Annotated in this window: 13 protein-coding genes; 8 read left to right on the plus strand and 5 right to left on the minus strand. The window is 58.2% G+C overall.

What is annotated here, in order from left to right; all coding sequences use genetic code 11:
- The first annotated feature begins 29 nt into the window (after nt 1-29).
- Nucleotides 30-10,910, plus strand: coding sequence for a hemagglutinin repeat-containing protein (locus JFT86_RS27310; RefSeq protein ID WP_277951946.1), 10,881 nt, complete (start codon nt 30-32; stop codon nt 10,908-10,910).
- A complete protein-coding gene (locus tag JFT86_RS27315) occupies nt 10,907-11,395 on the plus strand; it encodes a hypothetical protein (protein WP_201239189.1) in 489 nt (162 codons plus the stop codon). Before JFT86_RS27310 ends, JFT86_RS27315 begins: the two co-directional genes overlap by 4 nt.
- A gap of 91 nt (nt 11,396-11,486) precedes the next feature.
- Here the strand turns inward: JFT86_RS27315 and JFT86_RS27320 are convergent, their stop codons facing one another.
- Entirely contained in the window at nt 11,487-12,221 is a 735-nt protein-coding gene (locus tag JFT86_RS27320; RefSeq protein WP_201239190.1) for a thioredoxin family protein, read from the minus strand.
- A gap of 176 nt (nt 12,222-12,397) precedes the next feature.
- Between JFT86_RS27320 and JFT86_RS27325 the strand changes: the two genes are divergently transcribed.
- Nucleotides 12,398-12,790: a transcriptional regulator gene (locus JFT86_RS27325; RefSeq protein WP_201239191.1), complete on the plus strand. Its 393-nt coding sequence runs from the start codon at nt 12,398-12,400 to the stop codon at nt 12,788-12,790.
- 116 nt (nt 12,791-12,906) lie between these two features.
- Here JFT86_RS27325 and JFT86_RS27330 read toward each other — a convergent pair whose 3' ends face one another.
- From JFT86_RS27330 to JFT86_RS27340, 3 genes are all read right to left on the minus strand, one after another.
- Nucleotides 12,907-13,776 (minus strand): DUF6279 family lipoprotein, encoded by an 870-nt coding sequence (locus JFT86_RS27330; protein ID WP_201239192.1) that lies wholly within the window; start codon nt 13,774-13,776, stop codon nt 12,907-12,909.
- Between the two features lie 78 nt (nt 13,777-13,854).
- Nucleotides 13,855-14,571, minus strand: coding sequence for a TorF family putative porin (locus JFT86_RS27335; protein ID WP_201239193.1), 717 nt, complete (start codon nt 14,569-14,571; stop codon nt 13,855-13,857).
- A gap of 217 nt (nt 14,572-14,788) precedes the next feature.
- Nucleotides 14,789-14,977 (minus strand): hypothetical protein, encoded by a 189-nt coding sequence (locus tag JFT86_RS27340; protein WP_016985943.1) that lies wholly within the window; start codon nt 14,975-14,977, stop codon nt 14,789-14,791.
- A 340-nt stretch (nt 14,978-15,317) separates the two neighbouring features.
- Between JFT86_RS27340 and JFT86_RS27345 the strand changes: the two genes are divergently transcribed.
- The 3 genes from JFT86_RS27345 to JFT86_RS27355 all read left to right on the plus strand — a co-directional run bounded on the left by JFT86_RS27345 (nt 15,318) and on the right by JFT86_RS27355 (nt 17,806).
- Complete coding sequence (locus tag JFT86_RS27345) at nt 15,318-16,154, plus strand: S1-like domain-containing RNA-binding protein (protein ID WP_103306187.1); 837 nt, start codon at nt 15,318-15,320, stop codon at nt 16,152-16,154.
- Between the two features lie 45 nt (nt 16,155-16,199).
- Nucleotides 16,200-16,604, plus strand: a complete 405-nt coding sequence (locus JFT86_RS27350; protein WP_201239194.1) for a DUF2177 family protein — start codon at nt 16,200-16,202, stop codon at nt 16,602-16,604.
- Between the two features lie 269 nt (nt 16,605-16,873).
- Nucleotides 16,874-17,806 carry a DMT family transporter gene (locus JFT86_RS27355; RefSeq protein ID WP_201239195.1) on the plus strand — a complete coding sequence of 311 codons (933 nt, stop codon included), beginning with the start codon at nt 16,874-16,876 and terminating at the stop codon, nt 17,804-17,806.
- Here JFT86_RS27355 and JFT86_RS27360 read toward each other — a convergent pair.
- Complete coding sequence (locus tag JFT86_RS27360; protein WP_201239196.1) at nt 17,751-18,932, minus strand: MFS transporter; 1,182 nt, start codon at nt 18,930-18,932, stop codon at nt 17,751-17,753. The two genes, JFT86_RS27355 and JFT86_RS27360, sit on opposite strands and share 56 nt — an antisense overlap.
- A gap of 104 nt (nt 18,933-19,036) precedes the next feature.
- Between JFT86_RS27360 and JFT86_RS27365 the strand changes: the two genes are divergently transcribed.
- Together JFT86_RS27365 and JFT86_RS29345 are read left to right on the plus strand one after the other, a co-directional pair.
- Nucleotides 19,037-19,930 carry a LysR family transcriptional regulator gene (locus tag JFT86_RS27365; RefSeq protein ID WP_201239197.1) on the plus strand — a complete coding sequence of 298 codons (894 nt, stop codon included), beginning with the start codon at nt 19,037-19,039 and terminating at the stop codon, nt 19,928-19,930.
- Nucleotides 19,931-20,072: 142 nt separating this feature from the next.
- On the plus strand, nt 20,073-20,201 hold the full coding sequence (locus JFT86_RS29345; protein ID WP_003184145.1) for a PA1414 family protein: 129 nt from the start codon (nt 20,073-20,075) through the stop codon (nt 20,199-20,201).
- The last annotated feature ends 156 nt before the right edge of the window (nt 20,202-20,357 follow it).

Below are 20,357 nucleotides of genomic sequence, written 5' to 3' on the forward strand. Positions count from 1 at the left end.
TGGGCGGGCACATCATCGACAACCCGAACCTGAAAAACAGCGGTTCGGCGCAGACGATTCTCAACGAAGTCATCAGCGGCAACCCGAGCCAGTTGCGTGGTTACACCGAAGTGGCGGGGCAGTCGGCGCGCGTGATCGTCGCCAACCCTTATGGCATTACCTGCAACGGTTGCGGCTTCATCAACGCGCCACGGGTGACGTTGAGCACCGGCAAACCGGTGCTCGACAACGGTCGACTGGATCGCTTCCAGGTTGATCAGGGTTCTGTCGCCATCGAGGGCGCGGGACTCAACGCGAGCAACGTTGATCGCTTCGAAATCATCACCCGCAGCGCAAAGATCAACGCACAGCTTCAGGCGCAGAATCTGACGATCGTCGCCGGTCGCAACGACGTTAACGCGCAAACCTTGAATGCCACCGCCCGCGCCGATGACGGCAGCGGCAAACCGCAACTGGCCATCGACTCCTCGGCGCTGGGTGGCATGTACGCTGGCGCGATCAAACTGGTTGGCACCGAGGCCGGTGTCGGGGTGAAACTCGACGGCAAACTGATTGCCAGCGGCGGCGACATTCAGCTCGATGCCAATGGTCAACTGAGCCTGGCCGACACCTCGGCCACCGGCGCAGTCAACGTCAAAGCCGCCAGTCTCGATGCACGCGGGCCGGTCTACGCCGGCACCGCGCTGAACGTACAAACCGAGGGCAACCTGAGCAACCGCCAGACCCTCGCCGCCCGCGACAGCATCACCCTCAGCGCTGGCGGTCAACTGACCAACGCCGGCGCCATCGAAGCCGGCGTTAACGCCGATGGCAGCCGCAACGCCAACGGTGATCTGAGCCTGACCGCGCAGAACCTCGACAACAGCGGCAAGAGCCTCACCGCCAGCCGCCATCTGACCGTCAACACCGCGCAAACCCTGACTAACCAGGGCGGTACGCTCAGCGGCCAAACCGCCGTCATCACCGCCGGCACGCTGGACAACCGCAACGCCGGCAAACTGCAGAGCAACGGTACGCTGAACCTCAACGCCGCTCAGGTGCTGAACAATAAAGGCGTGATCAACAGCAACGCCGGCCTTACCGCCAACATCGGTCAACTGATCAACAGCAACGGTGAACTCGGCAGCCAGACCGACGTGATACTGACCGTCACCTCGCTGGATAACGTCTCCGGCCTGATGACCGCTGGCCGTTTGCTCGACATCAACGCACTCGGCGCGATCAACAATCGCACCGGCAAGATCGGCGCCAAACAAAACCTCACGGTAACAGCCCGGCAGCTCGACAACAGCCAGCAGGGCCAGTTGACCAGCGAAGGCACGCTGACCACCCGAATCAGCGAGCAACTGAACAACCAGAACAAGGGCCTGATTCAGGCCAACGGCGCCATGGACGTGCAGGCCACGCGTCTGGACAACCGCGCCGGCAAGGTTTCCAGCCTCGATACCCTGACGGTCAGCAGCGCCAACACCGACAACCGTGGCGGAACCATTCGCGCCGATCAGGCGGCGAAACTGCTGATCGACACGCTGGACAACCGTGACAAGGGCCGCCTCGAAAGCAAGACCGCGCTGAGCTTCGACGGCAACACACTCGACAACAGCAATGGCGGCCTGCTGACTTCGACCGGTGTGTTGAGCCTCAAAGCCAAAGCCGTGACTAACGATGGCGGCCGGATCTCCGCCAAGGGCGATATCGACGCGAACATCGACAGCCTCAATCAACAACACGGTGAACTGGTCGCCGAAGGCAATCTGAAACTCACCGGCAAAACCCTCAACAGCCATCAGGACAGTCTGGTCGGTTCGCTCAAGACCCTGACCGTCAACGTCGATCAGATCGACAACCGCGCCAGCACACTCTCCAGCCAACTGGACCTGCACATCAACGGCGCACGCCTCGACAACAGCGAGGGCGGCAAGGTGCTCTCCGACACCACGTTGGGCCTGAAAGTCGCGCAAATCATCAACGCCAGCAACGGCCTGATTTTCAGCAAAGGCGCGAGCACCCTCAGCGGTATCGGCTTGAGCAACGTCGGCGGGCGCATCGTCAGCCAGAAGAATCTGCAGTTGACCTTCGACGAGTCCCTGGACAACCAGCAAGGCCTGATCAGCAGCGAAGGGCAGATGACCCTCACCGCTGGCAGCCTCGATAACCGCTTGGGCAAACTGTCGAGCCTTGAAGCGATGGCGCTGACCGCCTCCGGTTCCGTGCTGAGCCAGGGCGGCCTGATCGCCTCGCAGAAAGGCCTGACCTTCAAAAGTGCCAGTCTGGATAACAGCGACAACGGCATCATCAGCGCCAAGGCCGATTCGACCCTGACCACCGGCGACTTCAAGAATCGGCAGGGCGGCAGCCTCGCCACCGACGGCACGCTGTTGCTCACGACCGCGCACCTGGACAACTCCGGCGGCACTATCGGCAGCCAGAAGAAGCTGGACGCTTCGGTCACTTCGCTGGATCAGGACGGCGGCGAGCTGTTCAGCAACGGCGACCTGACCCTGGACATGAACAACGGTCTGCTCAACAACCAGCGCGGCAACATCCATACGCCGGGTCAGTTGCTGCTGAAAAACCTCAAGGACGTCAACAACAGCGCCGGCGAAATCTCTGCCGCCAAGGCCTGGGCCGTCGACGCGCAAAGTCTGAACAACGACGGCGGCAAACTGCTGAGCAATGAAAAACTCAGCCTGGTTATCGACCGTGCCCTGAGCAACGTCAAAGGTCTGATCGCCTCGGCTGGCCTTGAATCGCGCAGTGCCAGTCTGGACAACAGCCACGGTGAAATACGTGGTCGTGGCGATGTCGACTTCAGCGTCACCGCAATGTTCGATAACCAGGACGGTGTGGTCATCGCCGACAACGGCCTGACGATCATCGCCGCCACTCTGGATAACCGTCAGGAAGGCCTGATCGGTTCAACCAAAGCGCTGAACCTCAGCGTCGACCGTGTCGACAACCGCAACGGTGAGCTGTCGAGCAAGAGCGATGTCAGCCTGATCGGTGCCTGGCTCGACAACAGCGACAGCGGTTACATGCTCGCCGGTGGCAATCTGGCGCTGACCGTCAACGACGTCATCAACCGCAACAAGGGCCTGCTGTCCGGTGACACCGGGCTGACATTGACCGGCAAGACGCTGGAAAACAGCGGGCGTCTGACCAGCCAGAAAGATCTGGCGATCAACCTCTCGGCGGATCTGAACAACGCAAAGGGCAGTGTCGTCAGCGAAGGCGCTTTGGCGATTAATGCGCAAAGCCTCAACAACAACGCCGGCACCGTCTCCAGCGCCAAAGCGCTCACCGTCGACACTCGCGGTGCGGTCAGCAACCAGGGCGGCAACCTGCTGACCGACGGCAATCTCACCCTCAACAGCAGTGCGCTGGATAACCAGCAAAAAGGTGTGATCAGCAGCAAGGCCAAACTGGGCATCAGCACCGGCGCACTGAATAACAACGATGGGGCGAGCATTTACGCCGCCGATCAACTGGAGATCCGCGCCGGCCAAGTGACCAACGCGACGGGCAGCCTCGGCGCCGGCAACTCGCTGATCGCCAATATCCAGGGCCTCGATCAACAGGGCGGCAAGCTGTTCAGCAGCAACGGCACGGTCACTGTGGATCTGAATGGCGGCGCACTGAACAACCAGGGCGGCACCCTCAGCGCGCCGGGCCAGTTACTGCTGAAAAACCTCGCCGACGTGAACAACCGTGGCGGCGAGATTTCCAGCGACAAGGCGTTTGAACTGATCGCCAAGTCGCTGGACAACAGCGGCGGGCAACTGCTGAGCAACCACAAGCTCACCCTGACCCTCGACAACGCGCTGACCTCGATCAAAGGCACCATTGCTGCTGCGGCGTTGCAGGTTCGCGCCGCGAGTCTGGACAACAGCGACGGCGGTGTATTGCTCAGTGACAGCGATATCGAGGTCAGCGTCGATGGCCTGTTGAAAAACACCAACAAAGGCAGCATCCGCGCCGCGCAACAACTGACCCTCAACAGCACCGGTCTGAATAATCAGGGCGGCACACTGGTGGGTGTTTCCGCTGCCGCGATCGATCTGGGCGCCACCGCGCAGGACCTGAACAATCAGGACGGCCTGATCAGCAGCAAAGGGCTGTTGAGCATTGCCCATCTGCGCGATCTCAATAACCAGAATGGCGTGATCAACAGCAAAGGCGTGCTGAGCATCGCCACCCTGCGTGACCTGAATAACCAGCAGGGCGAAATCTCCAGCGTCAACAGCTTCAGCCTCAGCGGCAACAACCTCGATAACCGTGGCGGCAACCTGATCAGCAACGATCAGTTGACTGTTACGGCGGCCGATCTGAACAACCAGGGCGGTCTGGTCTCCGGCTGGAAGGGCGTAAACGTCAACGGCGGCGCCGTCGACAACAGTTTGGAAGGTGCGATCTCCAGCCAGCTCGGCAACGTCAACATCGACCTGAGCGGCGCACTGCTCAACCACAGCAAAGGTGGCATCGGTGGTCTCGGCGAGGTAAGCATCACCGCCGCCAGTCTGGATAACAGCGGCGGCACCGTCACGAGCGGCGGCAAGCAGACGTTGACGATCAACGGCGGCAACATCAGCAACACTGCGGGCGGTTTGATCGAAAGTGGCGACGCACTGGATATCCGCGCCGCCACGCTGGACAACACCTCCGGCAGAATCAGCGCCACGAAAGCCCTCAATTTCACCGGTACGCAACTGAACAACACCCGCGGCAGTCTGGTTGGCGATGACAGCGTCACCCTCGACCTGCTCGGTGCCTTGATCAATACCAATGGTGCTCTGGGCAGTACCGGCCGATTCTTGATCAACCGCTCCGCCAGCATTGATAACCGGGGCGGTCAATTGATCAGCCAGACCCTGCTGAGCCTGCTCACCAGTGGCGATCTGAACAACAGCCAGCGCGGTACCGTCTCGGCCAACGGCCAACTGGACCTCACCGCCGGCGGCACGTTGCGCAACGACGCCGACGGCCTGCTCTCCAGCCGCGATGCCGGCGTGTCCATCACCGCCGCCGCACTGAACAACTCCAAAGGCGCGGTGCAAAGCATGACTGCGCTGACTGTGAACACGGGCACTGGCGCCATCGACAACCAGGGCGGCAAGATCATCGCCCAGAACGGCGACCTGACCCTCACCGCCGCCAGCCTCGACAGCCGTGGCGGGGTGCTCTCAAGCCTCAAAGGCCTGCTGCAAACCCGCCTGAACGGCGTGTTACGCAACGGTCAGGGCGGCAAGATCGAAGGCAGTCGCCTGGACTTGCAAGCACTGGGTGGCATTTACAGTGACGGCGGTCGAATTGCCGCCAACACCGGAAACATCCAGCTCAATGCCGGTGGCGGCATGCTCGACAACAGCGGCGGCGGGATCTATGCCCGGGGTGTGGTGAAAACCATCGCGGGCTCGATGAGCAACAACAACGGCCAGATCAGCGGCAGCAGCATCGAGCTGGGTGCCGACGGCAATCTGAGCAACCGCAGCGGCCTGATCGAAAGCGCCAGCACCTTGGCGATTCGCGCTGCCAATCTCGACAACCAGGGCGGCAAACTGCGCGCGCTCGGCACCAGTGGCAAAACCGATTTCCAGATCGGCAGCCAGTTCGACAACCGTAACGGTCTGGTGGAAACCGCCAACACTGACTTCACCCTCGCTGCGCCAAATTTCCTCAACGCCGGCGGTTCGGTGACACATGTCGGGTTGGGTGAGTTCGGCATCTCGACGGCCAACGTGATGAACGCCGGCGGCTCACTGGTGACCCGTGGCGGCCTGACCCTGAACGCGGACAGCTGGACCAACAGCAGCGTGATTCAGGCCGGACGGTTGACGGTCAACGTCGGTAACTTCGTGCAGACCGCGAGCGGTCAGTTACTGGCTTCGAACCAGTTGGTGGTGCGTGGCGGTAACTGGAACAACGACGGGTTGATCGCCAGTGATGGCGGCATGGACTTCCAGATCGGCGGCACTTACGGCGGCAATGGTCGGGTCAGCAGCCTGGGGGACATGACCTTCAATGCTGCGCAACTGGGCCTGAACAGTGCTTCGAGCATTGGCAGTGGCGGGCAGGGCACATTCAACATTGGTGGCCTGCTGAACAATGTCGGCGGACGACTGACGTCCAACAATACGATGACGATCAATGCCGGTGGCGTGAGCAATACCGGTACGCTGGGTGCGGCTCAGGATCTGACGATCAGAACGGCCAGTCTCACCAATAACCGCGGCCTGGTGTTCAGCGGCGGCAACATGAACCTGCTGGTCAATGACTTCACCAACCAGACCGGTGATGTCTACAGCATTGGCAATTTGACGATTGGCGGGCAGTACGGCGGGCGGGCGAACAGCGTCAACAACCTTGCGGCGTCGATCAATGTCGATGGTGATTTTTCGCTGTCGTCTAATAGTTTCAATAACAAGACTGAAGGGGTGATTGGTGAGGAGAAATTTATCTCCGGGGATATCACTTTCAGCGGTACCACTTTTTACGTAAATGAAAATTTTGAGTCGACCTCCACTATCACGGGCCCGCAAGCGTCGCTTTCGGTGGCGGGAAACCTGACCGGGAATGTCGGTGCCTTCACCAACACGGCATCGCTGATTTCAGCGGGCAAGAATATCCAGCTCGACGTCGACACCTTCGATAACTTTGGTCTGCAGTCGGGCAGCTTTACCCGCAAGCGGGTTTACAAAGTTGCCGGACTTCCAAACAAACCACAATCGAGCTGGGTCAGCACTGAATTACAGGCGTATGCCGACCGAAACTCGAAGTATCAATACGACTACATCGACTCCTGGCATGAGCCTGACAAAGGCGGAATGCATTGGGATTACCAGGCGCTGAACAAGCAGTTGCTCAACAAGATCAATACCAAGTTCGGCATTGGTCCTGAAGTTGCGGTGCCTTCACCGATCCTGGCCGGTACGAAGCAGCAGGATGATCGCATTTTCACCAACGGCGGTGGCAGCGTTTCGTCCATTGTGCAAGCGGGCCAAGCCGTGCAGATCAATGCTAAAACCACCATCAACAACGGCAACCTGAACCCGTACACCAACTTCGGCGGCACGGTAAAAGACACGGCGGACACCGGGGTGAAAAACTCGGCCAAGCCCACCGTGGTCTTTCTGAACCCACAATTGCCTCCAGATCTCGCGCAACAACAAGTCAACCCGTTGACACTGCCAGGGTTCACCTTGCCGACCGGTGATAACGGTCTGTTCCGTCTGAGTGGCAAGGGTGGCAGCGAGCCGGCAATGGTCCCGGGGCAGTCTTGGACCATTGGCTCCATCACTGCCGCAACAACGGAGCATGCGGGCGGCATGCCGGTCAGGAAGGGCAGCGATTTCCAGTTCGACGTCAACGACCCGGTGTCAGTAAAAAATCGTGAATTGGCATTGGCTGCTCGCCCGTCGCTGAATCTCAACGACAAGGTCGTGCAAGTCAATGTCAGTGGTGTCGCCGGTGACGGGCCGGTGGGTGTGATGCTGCCAAATCGTGGCAATGGTTCATTCGATGTTCCGCGTGTTCAGGGCTTGCCCGACACCAGCGTGCGCTCCAACCCGCACAAATATCTGATAGAGACCAACCCGGCGCTGACCGATCTCAAGCAGTTCATGAGTTCCGATTACCTGCTGGCAAAACTTGGCTATGACCCCGACAACAGCGCGAAGCGTCTGGGCGATGGCCTGTTTGAACAACGCCTGGTGCAACAAGCTGTGGTGGCCCGCACCGGCCAGCGCTTCATCGACGGTCAGACCTCTGACGAAGCGATGTTCAAGTACCTGATGAACAACGCCGTCGCCAGCAAAAACGAGCTCAACCTGTCGATGGGCGTGACCCTGACGGCACAGCAAGTGGCGGCGCTGACCCACGACATCGTCTGGCTCGAAGAGCATGAAGTGAATGGTGAAAAAGTGCTGGTGCCGGTGCTGTATCTGGCCCACGCCGATAACCGCCTGGCGCCGAATGGCGCATTGATCCAGGGCAATGATGTTGACCTGATCGCGGGCCAGAACCTGACCAACGCAGGAACGTTGCGCGCTACCAATAATCTGGCGGCCAGTGCCGGGCAAGACCTGACTAACAGTGGCTTGATTGAGGCAGGGAATCGGCTCGGGCTGCTAGCCACCCATGACATCATCAATAAATCGGGTGGTGTCATTTCCGGACGCGATGTCACCATGGTGACTTTGACCGGAGACGTCATCAACGAGCGCACGGTCAACAGCACGGTCTCCAACAACAAGGGCCAAATCCAGCAACGTGACTACGTTGATAGCGCTGCACGTATCGAAGCGGCAAATGATCTGACCATCTTCTCGGGCCGGGACGTGCTTGGCATCGGTGGGGCCATGTCCAGCGGGGGGGACACGCGCATCGAGGCCAGTCGAGATATCGCCATCGCTTCGGCCCAACAGCTGAGCGTTGACAGCGGCGGCAAGGAACAACGCAGCTCCATCACGCAGTACGGATCCAGCATCAATGCCGGACGCGACATCTTGATGAGCGCCGGCCGTGACTTTGCCGCCGTGGGCAGTGACTTGAATGCCAAGCGCAATTTCACCCTCGTTGCAGAGGGTGATGTGACGATTGCTTCAGCAGCCGATGAAAGTCATTCGTATTCAAAAACAAAAAAACTCACGACTCAGGAGGATCACGTCAAACAGATTGCCAGCACGATCACTGCCGGTGGTGATGTCGCGATCCGGGCAGGTAATGATCTGGCGCTGATCTCCAGTCGAATCACGGCTGGCGATGAAGCCTATCTGGTGGCGAAGAACGATATCCAAGTGCTTGCCGCACAAGACACGGACTACTCTTTGTACGACAAAAAAGACAAAGGCAGTTTTGGCAAAAAGAAGTTGAAGCATGATGAAGTCACGCAGGTGACCAACGTTGGCAGTGAGATTACGACCGGTGGAAACCTGGCTGTGGTGAGTGGTGGCGATCAACGATTCCAAGTCGCGAAACTCAACAGCGGTGGCGATATCCTGTTGGACAGTGGTGGGCAGATTGCCTTTGAAGGCGTGAAGGATCTGCACGATGAGAGCCATACGAAAACCAACAATAACGCGTTCTGGAACTCTTCCAAAGGTAAGGGCAATACCGACGAAACGTTCCGTCAGACGCAGATGTTCGCCAAGGGCGACATCGTTATCAAAGCGGTCGATGGCCTGAAAATCGATGTAAAGCAGGTGAATCAGCAAACGGTCAGCGAGTCCATCGATGCCATGGTCAAGGCCGATCCACAGATGGCCTGGCTGAAACAGGCAGAAGAACGTGGCGATGTGGACTGGCGGCAGGTCAAGGAGATTCACGAGTCTTTCAAGTACCAGAACTCCGGATTGGGTCCTGCTTCACAACTGATCATTGCGATCGCCATGGCCGCCATTCTCGGACCGATGATGGCCGGCATGAACACGATGTTGCAGGGGGTTGCCATTACTGCCGCAACCAAGGCGACGGTCAGCACGATCGACAACCGCGGTAACTTGGGGAAAGTGCTCAAGGACGTTACGTCCGAAGATGCCTTGAAAAGTTACGTCGTGGCGGCGGCAACTGCAGGTGTTACTCAGGGTATGAAGTTCGATGTCGGCAATATCACTCTGACGCCCGAGGGGCTCAAGGCCGTGGCGACCAAAGTGACTGCCGATGCATTGATCAAAACCGTCGTTTACGGAGGCAGTTTCAAGGACAATCTGGTCAGCTCTGCGGCTGGAACGCTGACCAGCATCGGTGCAGCCATGGGCGCTGGGGAAATTGGCGATCTGAAACTGCCCGAGGGCAGTCTGGAGAAAATTCTCCTGCATGCCGGACTCGGCGGTCTGGTGTCCAAAGCCATGGGCGGGGATTTCGGCACCGGAGCGATTGCCGGTGGCGCCAACGAGTTTCTGGTCGGCTTGTTAGGCGATAAGCTCTTGCCGGAAAACTATGTTCCAGGAACCCCTGAATACATTCAGGCGCAGGCCAATCTACTGGCCGTTTCGCAAATAGTGGGGGTATTGGGGGCTGCCGCTTCCGGGGGCGATGTGGGTATCGCCGCTTCGGTGGCCGCCAATGGAACGCTTTACAACTACTTGTCTCACCAGGCCTTCGAAGAAGTCGAAAACTGCCTCAATGGCAAAACCTGCACGACGAAGGAACAGAAAGACGCTGCCATCGCGAAGGCGGAAAAGCTCAGCGAATTTCTCGATTCAGAAATGCGCAGCATGTGTGACAAGGCCCCTCAAAGTGATGGCTGCCGCACAGCAGTCAACGCGGCGCTCAAATATATTGCCATGCAGGACGCGTGGAATGTCATGCACAAAGACGTTGCCCGTACATCGCAAACGACCTTTGACTATCTCTACAACACCCAAGGCGCCTCCGATCGTCTGGTGACCTATCTCAACACGATCGACAATCGAGCCAACTTTTTTGGTGCGAGCAATATGTATGAGCAACAGCTTGGAATAGGCGCGTCATGGTTCGGCGGGGCTGAGACGGTTTCCCGAGCGCCGTTGACCGGTTTGGGCGCAGACGGCAATGCGTCGTTCCTCAGCTTTGGTGTGGGCTGGTTCCTGGCGCCGGTTTATGACTGGCGTAAAGCGGCTGGCGATGCGTTGATCACAGGCGGGTTTGATAACTTCAAGGACCTCTACAATAAAAATGCTACGGATCCGGCGACTTGGGATATCAGACAATTGAAGAACGAACAGTCTTTGTTGCAGACCATTCATGAGAAGTTTCTGGGTGATCACACGTTCTTTCAAAAGGTTGGCAAGTACGCGACGGATACATCACTCAATCCGTTTATTGGCGACAAACAGGGTGTCGATGGTGGCGTGATTATTCTGAATTACGACTCAAGGGTCGAATATGGCTGTAAATTGCTGGGTCTTTCGAAAAGCCAGGGTTGCGCACCATGAGTCATACGGAGTATCCACGCCGCAGGGTTTTTCTGGCGTTTCTTTTATGCCCGTTTGTGTTGGGATTCGTGGGGGGGGTCATCAAGACCATCACACTGCTTGCTCACCTGGTAAATACCCCGAAGCTATTAGGCGAAGTCCGCGGGGGCGAACTTGTTCTGATGCCGTTTTTGGCGCCATTTCTTGCGCAACTGATTTTCTTTCTGCCTTTCCTGTTCTTTGCAACGGTGATTACCTTACTGAGGGTCAGGAGGACAGCGATGAGTTGTTTTCTGGTAGCTCTGAGCGGTGCCAGTATCGCCACAGGGTGGGTGCTTTGTTTTGTCTTGCTCGTGGTGCGAGACACGGACATCAAGGGCGGCGGAGTTTCGGATTATCTAATTGAACTGTCGGGCGTGTTTTTCGCATCACTGGCGACGTGTTGGTTCGCCGCCAGACTTTTCCTGCCCCGGAAAAGTAGTCATACGCCATCAATCGATGATTAGAGTCTTCAGCCGGCCTGAACAGATACTTGGGTAGAGGTGACGGTGGGAGCCTTTCACCAGTCCGTCACCATCGCTTACATCTCCTCGCTGCTCATTTTAAGTGGCAGCAACTGGACGCTTTCTCACCTTCATACCGATCATGATGCCGCACCCACTCCATGATCTCGTCCTCATTCCTGCCTTTGGGCGTGAGGTCGAGGTAGTTGTAGGCGCCCACCAGCATGTCCAGTCCTCGGGCATAGGTTGAATAGGTGTGAAAAATCTCACCCTCGACGTTTCGATAAAACACGCTCAGCCCCGGCATTTCCTCCTCGGCGCTGTCGGTTTTCTCATAGTTGTAAGTAGCCTTTCCAGCAGCTACATCCTCAGCCCGGGCGCATACGCCAAAGTCGTAATTAAAGTCGCAACCGTCTGACGACACCCAGTCGAACTTCCAGCCCATCCGCCGTTTGAAATCCTGGAATTCATTGAAGGGCGCGTGGGAAACAGCAACGACAGCGATGTCGTGATGGGCCAGATGCTGATTGGCGCCATCGATATGGTCGCTGAGGAACGAGCAGCCTTGGCAGCCTTCCTCCCAGTCCTTGGCAAACATGAAGTGGTAAACCACCAACTGGCTGTGTTTGCCGAACAGGTCGGCCAGCTTCAGTTGGCCGTTCGGGCCCTGGAAATGGTAGTCCTTGTCGACCTTAACCCACGGCAACGCGCGGCGCTTGGTGCTGAGGCGGTCACGTTCTTTGGTGAAAGCTTTTTCGTCAGCGAGATGCTGTTTGCGGGCGGCGAGCCATTCTTCGCGCGATACCACCGGATGATTCTCAACGTTCATGATGATTTCTCCTGCGGGGGTTGAAACCGTCTGTTTCAGACTAGTCGTTTAACCTTCGGGGAATTCGACAGACCGCCGGTCGGTCATCTCGCAAAACGCGGCTGAACGGCTGCGACAGGCTCGGGTCACAACCTATGACAGCGCCATAAACCATGCGCACCGGAGGTTGAATCAGGATGACGACTTACAACTGGGATTTGATAGAGCGCCTGCTGCACGAGGTGCAGAACAGCGCGGGCCACAGTTTTGCCCCTCGGGCCTACGCCGAAGAGTATTCGGCAGCAAAAGCCAGCGCGGGCGAGCAGATCGAGAATCTGGATCATCTGAAAACGTTGGCCTGTGAATATGAAAAACTGCTGCTCGACCGTGGATACATCGAGCCGCGTCCGGACCATGAGGGCAGTACGGGCAACAATTTTATTCTGACCCCGCGTGGATCGAGCCTGCTGAGCCTGATCGACAGCAGCATTCCCGGCAATGATCATCCGCGTCAGGTGCTGGATGAACAGGAGGATGCGCTGGCCGAGGCGACGTTTGACGAAGTGGCGTCAAAAGCCCAGATCGCCTGAAATCCATACCTGTAGGAGTGAGCCTGCTCGCGATAGCGGTGTGTCAGTCATGTAAGCGTTGATTGACACACCGCTATCGCGAGCAGCCTCACTCCTACAATGAACTCAGTTTGTATTCAGAGTTTTTTCGCAGCCTTCAGACACTTCAAGTCGTTGAAGTCTTTGCGCACGCCGTCGATCTTCTTCAACAACCGCTGACGTTGCTGCGGCGTACTTTGCGCCATCAGATCAACTGCCAGCAAACGTGCCTGTGCTTCGGTATCGGCGTAGGCCTTGCGGTAATCGGCTGTCCATAAGCTCTCGCGATTGACCAGAAGTGTCTCGATTCTCTGTGGGAACTCTGGGCTGTTGCGCTGAGCGACGGCGGCGCTGAACTGCTTCTGCCAATGCGCACGGTTGGCGATCCATTGAGTGTTCTGATCGCCCAGCGCCGTTGACCAGGTCATCACGCGTTGTTCCTGAGTCACGCTCAGCGGGCCAAGCCAGTCGTTCAGGCGTTTATCCATACGCGCACCGCGTTCGGCGATCTGCTGGCTGAGCGGTGGCTTGAGGTATTCCTGCTGACGCTTGCGTAGGTCCTTGGCAAACGCGTCGTTCATTTCCGCGACCTGCTTGTCATCCAGTCCCTGCAACAACTCGATTGCCGACGGAGTGATTTCGCGTGCGGTCTCGGCGATGGCCTGTTTGGCTTCCACGGTGCGCGCCTGAAGCGCTGCGTCGGTGACTTGATTGCTTTCGACCATGGTCTGCAAGCGATCCAGCCAATCCAGATAGCCCGGCAATTGCGTGGTGCAGTGCCAGCTAAGGTGTTCCTTGAGGCGTTCGTTGAACCAGTCTTTCTGCTCGCCGTTCATGTCCACGTAGTCGCTGAGCGTCCACGGGATGATCACGTCGAGGTTGCGATAGGCCAGGCCGACACGGCTGCAGGCGCCGAGGGCAAGGGTGAAAATCAGCAGCGCGGTGATGCGTTTGAACCAGCGAGACATGGGCGAATCCTTGCGTTAGCCTGGCTTCGAGGGTCTGATTCCTATGTGAACGCAGAATGCGCGCGGCAGTTCAGCCGATCAATAGAATGCGCGTTCGGCCTTGAGCGTGACGAGACCGTCGCACTCGCTGTTATGCCCGGAGTAGGCCGAGCAATCGCTGCCGCTGAGGCTGGAGTTGCTGTAGATCAGGTCGAGATCGACGCCCATGAATGGCCGGGAAAACTTCACCGACCAGTCGGTAAAACTGCTGACGTATCCGCCGTCCACCGACGCTGGAGTGTTTAATTGGTGAGTGGTGTATTTCATGCTGACGCCAATGCCGAACGGCTGATTGCCGCCGAGGTCGGCGAACAGGGTGCTGTTCTGTTTGTCAGGGTCATTGCTGACGGCGATGCCGAAACGGCTGCCGAGCAGGGTCAGGCCGCCGAACAGTTCCTGACTGTCGAGCGTGTCCACTTTCGGATAGCTGTAATGGATCATCCCGACTTCGTAACCGAGGGTCTGATCGAAGGGCTGTTTAAAGCCGACGTAGGAATCGATTTCGAGGTTCTTGCCCGGCGAGATGCCCATGCTTGGTGCGTACTGGCCGAAATACAGGCCGCTGTCGTGACTCAAGTCGAGGCCACCGTGGAATGAGCCGACCGCTGCGGGTTTGACCAGACCTTGGGCCATGCTGCGGCTGGGAGTGGTGCCGAGTTTGAGGTCGAAATCGCCGAGTTCACGCTGGAAAATTTGCGCGTGCGCAGTCGTGCATGCCAGCAGGCCTACAAGCAATAAACAGGATATTTTGCGCATGCGTCACTCCATGAACAGCGAGCGCAGGAGGACGGCCCTGCTGAAACGCTTGGTCTAGACGCGTGCAAGGATACCGGCGAATGATCGGCATTGAAGGCCGTTCGTCGATTTATGGATTTTTACTGTTTGATTTGTTTAATGCGGGGAGGAATTTGCGCGGTGCCAGTCCAGACGCTTCGAAGCTCAAAGCGCCTATGGACGGGTGTATTACCGGGTGTTACTTCTTGCCCAGGCTGATCTGCTTGGACGGGCCGAACGTCTGGCCGCTGACGCCTTTGGCAATTTGCTGGATCTCGCCGCCGGACTTGAGGAACGCTGCGATTTGATCGTTGATCGATTCGCTGGTTTCAACGGCTGGAGCAGGCTTTGCTTTGCTGGTGGATGCTTTTACACGCATGGCGGCCATTAACCTGTAGAAAAGTAACTCGGCCAGGCATCGTACAGGAATAACTTGACAATTGCTTGGTAAATATCCTCCGGAATAACCTAGGGCGATGCTGCATTATTCTCGATTCAGTATTCGAAATATCCGGCTAACCTGCTGTTTTAAATAAGAACATTTATGCGTTGCAGCGCCGGGATGCTTGACGGCGAGGCGCAGAATCAGACTGACGAGCGGCAGGTTGTGGGCCGGCGACCAAGGAAAATCAAGGCTTGTCACAGAATTTGCGGCCTCGCCGGTTTGCCGCCAAACGTACACGGCAAAACCGGGTAGAATGCCGCCCACGCAATGAGGGTTCTGGAAAATGGCTTTAGTCGGGCGTTACAACAGTTTGCAAGTGGTTAAACACACTAACTTCGGTTTATATCTGGACGGCGGTGCCGACGGCGAAATTCTTTTGCCCAACCGTTATATCCCTAAAGATATTCCCAGCGAAGATGAAGACTGGCTCAATGTTTTTATTTACCTGGACAGCGAAGACAAACTTCTCGCCACCACTGAAAAACCAAAAGTTCAGGTGGGCGAGTTTGCCAGTCTGAAAGTTGTTGAAGTCAACAGCATTGGCGTCTTCCTCGATTGGGGGCTGCCGAAAGACCTGTTGCTGCCGTATTCCGAAGAGAAGCGGCAGATGACCGCTGGCGAGTATTGCGTGGTGCACGTCTATCTCGACAAGCACACACGTCGCATCACCGCCACCGCGCGTCTGGATCGTTACCTCGACAAGACGCCGGCCACTTACAGCGCTGGCCAGGAAGTTGATCTGCTGGTCGCCGAAGCCACTGACATGGGCTTCAAGGCGATCATCAACAACAAGCACTGGGGTTTGATTCACAAGAATGAAATCTTCAAGTTCATGCGCTCCGGCATGCGTGAGAAGGGTTTCATCAAGGAAGTGCGCAGCGACGGCAAGATCAGCCTGAGCCTGCAACCGGTCGGCCAGGAAGCAGCCAGCAGTCTGTCGTCGAAGATTCTCGCCAAGTTGCGCGAAAACGATGGCACGCTGGCGGTCAGCGACAAGAGCGACCCGGCCCTGATCAGCAGCCTGTTCGGTGTCAGCAAGGGCAACTTCAAGAAAGCCATCGGTTCGCTGTACAAGGATGGCAAGATCGTCATTCACGCCGATCGCATTGAACTAACCTGAGCCTGGTGTGGCCCATGTTGCATGGGCTCACATGAGGTCGGGTAAATGAAAAAAGCGCTGATTGCCTACGTCGCTACATTGGTGACGTTTCTTTTGCTCGACGGCATCTGGCTCGGCCTGCTGATGGCGCCGACCTATCGCGAACTGCTCGGTCCGCTGATGCTCGAAAAACCGCTGCTGGTTCCCGCAGCGGTTTTTTATTGCCTGTACGTTTTTGGCTGCTTGCAGTTTGTGGTGTTGCCAGCGCTGAGCTGGCAACGAGCGGCACGGATGGGAGCGCTGTTGGGGTTGGTGGCGTATGGCACGTATGACCTGACCAATTGGGCGACGTTGCGCGGGTGGTCGGGGCAGGTGACGGTGCTGGATTGGGCTTGGGGGACGTTTGCCACGGCGGTGGCGTGTACCTTCGGGTTTTGTGTGGCTCGGCGGTTTGGTGTTTCGAATCGTTGATCTGTGTTGCTCTGACCGGCCTCATCGCTGGCAAGCGAGACTCCCACAGGGTTTGGTGTGGTTCACAATTCCTGCGTTCGACACAGAATCCTTGTGGGAGCTGGCTTGCCAGCGATTGGCGGCGCAGCCGACAGCCATTCACCGCTGACGCAACGGAAGAACTAAATGTCTTTTCCAGACGGCTTTTTCGGTCGGACTGACTGATAATCCCCCGCACTGTTATTGACCATTGGATGGCCTGCCATGTTGTGTGTGTTCGAGGTGTTGCCGTGAGTATCGAGCGGCGCAATGCCGATAGTTTTGCCCTGCAAGTGATGATTGGCCTGTGCCTGATCTGGGGCGTGCAGCAGGTGATGATCAAGTGGGCGGCGCCCGACATCGCGCCGGTCATGCAAGCGGCGGGGCGGTCGGGCATTTCCGCATTGCTTGTAGGATTGCTCATCTGCTGGAAGGGCGGTTGGGATCAGGTCGGCAAGACCTGGCGCGGCGGCTTGTTGGCCGGTGCGCTGTTCGGCCTCGAGTTCTTTTTCATCGCCGAAGGTCTGCAACTGACCACGGCGGCGCACATGTCGGTGTTCCTCTATACCGCGCCAATCTTCACCGCGTTGGGCGTGCACTTCCTGTTGGCCAGCGAGCGTTTGCGGCCATTGCAGTGGCTGGGGATTTTGCTCGCTTTCATCGGTATCGCGATTGCCTTTGCTGGCGGGGTGTCGTGGGACAACCTCGACCGTCGGATGCTGCTGGGCGATGCTTTTGGTGTCTTGGCCGGCGCCTGTTGGGGCGCGACAACGGTGGTGGTGCGCGCTTCGCGGCTGTCCGAGGCACCGGTAACGCTGACCCTGTTCTATCAGTTGATCGTCGGTTTTCTCGGTCTGTTGTTGATTGCGCTGTTCAGTGGCCAGATCAGCCATGTCAGCCTGACCACCGTGGCGGTGGCCAGCGTACTGTTTCAGGGACTGGTGGTGTCGTTCTTCAGTTATCTGGTGTGGTTCTGGCTGTTGCGGCGTTATCTGGCGGCCAACCTGGCGGTGTTCTCGTTCATGACGCCTCTGTTCGGCGTCACCTTCGGCGTGCTGCTGCTCGGCGAACAACTGAGCCTGAACTTCGTCATTGGTGCGGTGCTGGTATTGCTCGGCATCACCTTTGTCAGCGCTGAGCAGTGGCTGCGTCGGCGTTTGCGCAACGCGCTCGGCCAGCGCTAGTCGATTGCAGCGCCAGGCCACCGGCCATCAACAAACCGCTGCCGGCGATCACCAGCGCCGGCTGCAAGCCACCGCTGAAATGGCTGCTCAGCGCGGCCAGCAACGGGCCGCTGAGCTGGCCGACGGCAAAGCAAGCGGTCAACATGCCGGCATTGCGCTGGGTGGCGTGAGGCGCCAGCTCCCGCGAGCGTTGCATGACCAACTGCATGCAGGCGAGAAACGGTGTGCCGCAAAGAATCACGCCCAGCGCCAGACCCCAACCGCTGCCCAACAGGCAGGCAAAAACGCCGGCGGCTTGCAGCCACAACGTCGCCGTCAACCAGTGACGCGTGGTTGCCGGATCATGACGGCGCAGACTCACCAGCAACACGCCGATGGCCGCACCCAAGCCGAAGCACGGCCAGAACAGATCCGCCTGCCATTGCCCGTGAAACTGCGCGTTGGCCATCTGTGACAGGAACGTCGCCGGGATGATGTAGCCGATGCCGTACAGCGCGTAGATCACGGCGAGACGGGCAATGCCGCGATTGGCTGGGCTCGCGGATGTCGCCGCAACGATGGGCGCTGCGACCGGTTGCGGCAAAAAGCGCCAAACCCCGAGCATCATCAACAACGCAGCCACGGCATAAATCAGCCACAGCGTCGCTGACGTCTGGTTCAGCAGATGTGAGACGAGTGCCAGCAACCCCGTCAGAAAAATCCCCAAGCCCGGTCCGGCAAACACCAATGCACCCAACCGCGGGCGGCCTGCCGCCGCAGCCAATGGCTGACTCAATGATGTGATCATCACCAGCACCCAGGCACTCGCCACGCCGGTACCGAAGCGCAAGATCAGATGCGACCAGAAGCCGTTGGCCCAGAACGATCCCAGCGTCAGCAGCACGCACAGCCACAAACCACCGTGGAGTCGACGCTGCACCTGCTCGGGACGGCGGGCGAACATCGCGTCGACGGCACCCAGCAGGTAGCCGAGATAATTGGCCGCTGCAATCAGACCAGCGGCCGTCAGGTCAATCTGCCCTTCGCTGAGCAGATGCGGCATTTGCGGGGTGAGGGCGAAACGGCCGATGCCCATGGCCATCATCAGGGCGACGAAGCAAGCGGATAAGCGAATCAGCGGCGACATGGTCTGAATTCCATTGGAGGATCAATGACCGTCAGGCTAGGACTGATTGACTTTCTTTAAAATTGAATAATAGTGAGTAACTTGTTCTGTTCTGGAGAAAGGTTGTGGAATTCAGCCAACTGCGGATTTTTCAGGCTGTTGCGCAGGAAGGGTCGATCACCCGCGCTGCCGAACGCCTGCACCGAGTGCCGTCGAATCTGTCGACCCGGCTTAAACAGCTGGAGGAGCAACTCGGCGTAGAACTTTTCGTCCGCGAGCGTCAGCGCTTGCAGCTGTCGCCTGCGGGAAAAGTCTTGCTGGACTACACCGGCAAACTGTTTGCCCTGCGTGATCAGGCCACTGCGGCGGTGATGGGCGGGCAACCGGCGGGGGATTTTGTCCTGGGCACGATGTACAGCACCGCAGCGATTCATTTGCCGGCGTTGCTGGCGCGCTATCACAAGCAATATCCGGCGGTGAACCTGCAAGTGCAGTCGGCGCCGAGCGGCGAACTGCTTGAAGGCTTGCTGACCGGACGCCTCGATGCGGCGCTGGTGGACGGCCCGCTGGAGCTGGCCGGGCTGGATGGTGTGCCGCTGTGCGAAGAGCGCCTGGTGTTGATCACGGAAATCGACCATCCGCCGGTGCGCAGCGCTGCGGATGTTGAAGGGCGCTCGGTGTTCACGTTTCGCCAGGGCTGCTCCTACCGTATGCGCCTGGAGGCGTGGTTTGCCCATGCCCATGCGGCGATGGGCCGGGCGATGGAAATCGAGTCCTATCAGGGCATGCTCGCTTGTGTGGTGGCTGGCAGTGGTGTGGCGCTGATGTCGGAGTCGATGCTGGCCAGTCTGCCGGGTCGCGAGAACGTTGCGGTGCATCCGCTGGCCGAGCCGTTCGCGGGTGCGACAACATGGCTCATGTGGCGCAAAGGCATGCTCGGCGCCAACCTCAATGCATGGATTGAAGTGCAGCAAGCCGTCTATCCTGCGGCTCTGAATGAAAGCCGGGAGACGGCTTGAACGAATGGACAGGAATTCTGTTCAATTCAGTAACAGATCATTGCGGATTTCGCCGAGCATTGCGTAGGACTTCGGACTATTATCAGTGCGAAGCGGCCTCAGAATTCCGGCCGCTCAGCACCACCCTGAAGGGGGCATGACGATGAAAGAGAAAATTCAAAACTGGCTGCACGATTTAGGTGTTGCCCTCGGCTTGATCGAACCGCCTCTGCAACCCGTACCGATTCGTACCGATGACGAGCAGCGTCGGCGCCAGCCGCGTCGGCGGTAGGCAGACGTAAGCATCAGGTGAATGGGGTTATTTGTGGCGAGGGGATTTATCCCCGATGGGCTGCGCAGCAGCCCCAAAACCATTAAACCCGGTTCGACCTGTAAAAATGTGATTGCTGCGAATGGGGCTGCTTCGCAGTCCAACGGGGATAAATCC

This window comes from Pseudomonas sp. TH06 (assembly GCF_016651305.1).
Taxonomy (GTDB): domain Bacteria; phylum Pseudomonadota; class Gammaproteobacteria; order Pseudomonadales; family Pseudomonadaceae; genus Aquipseudomonas.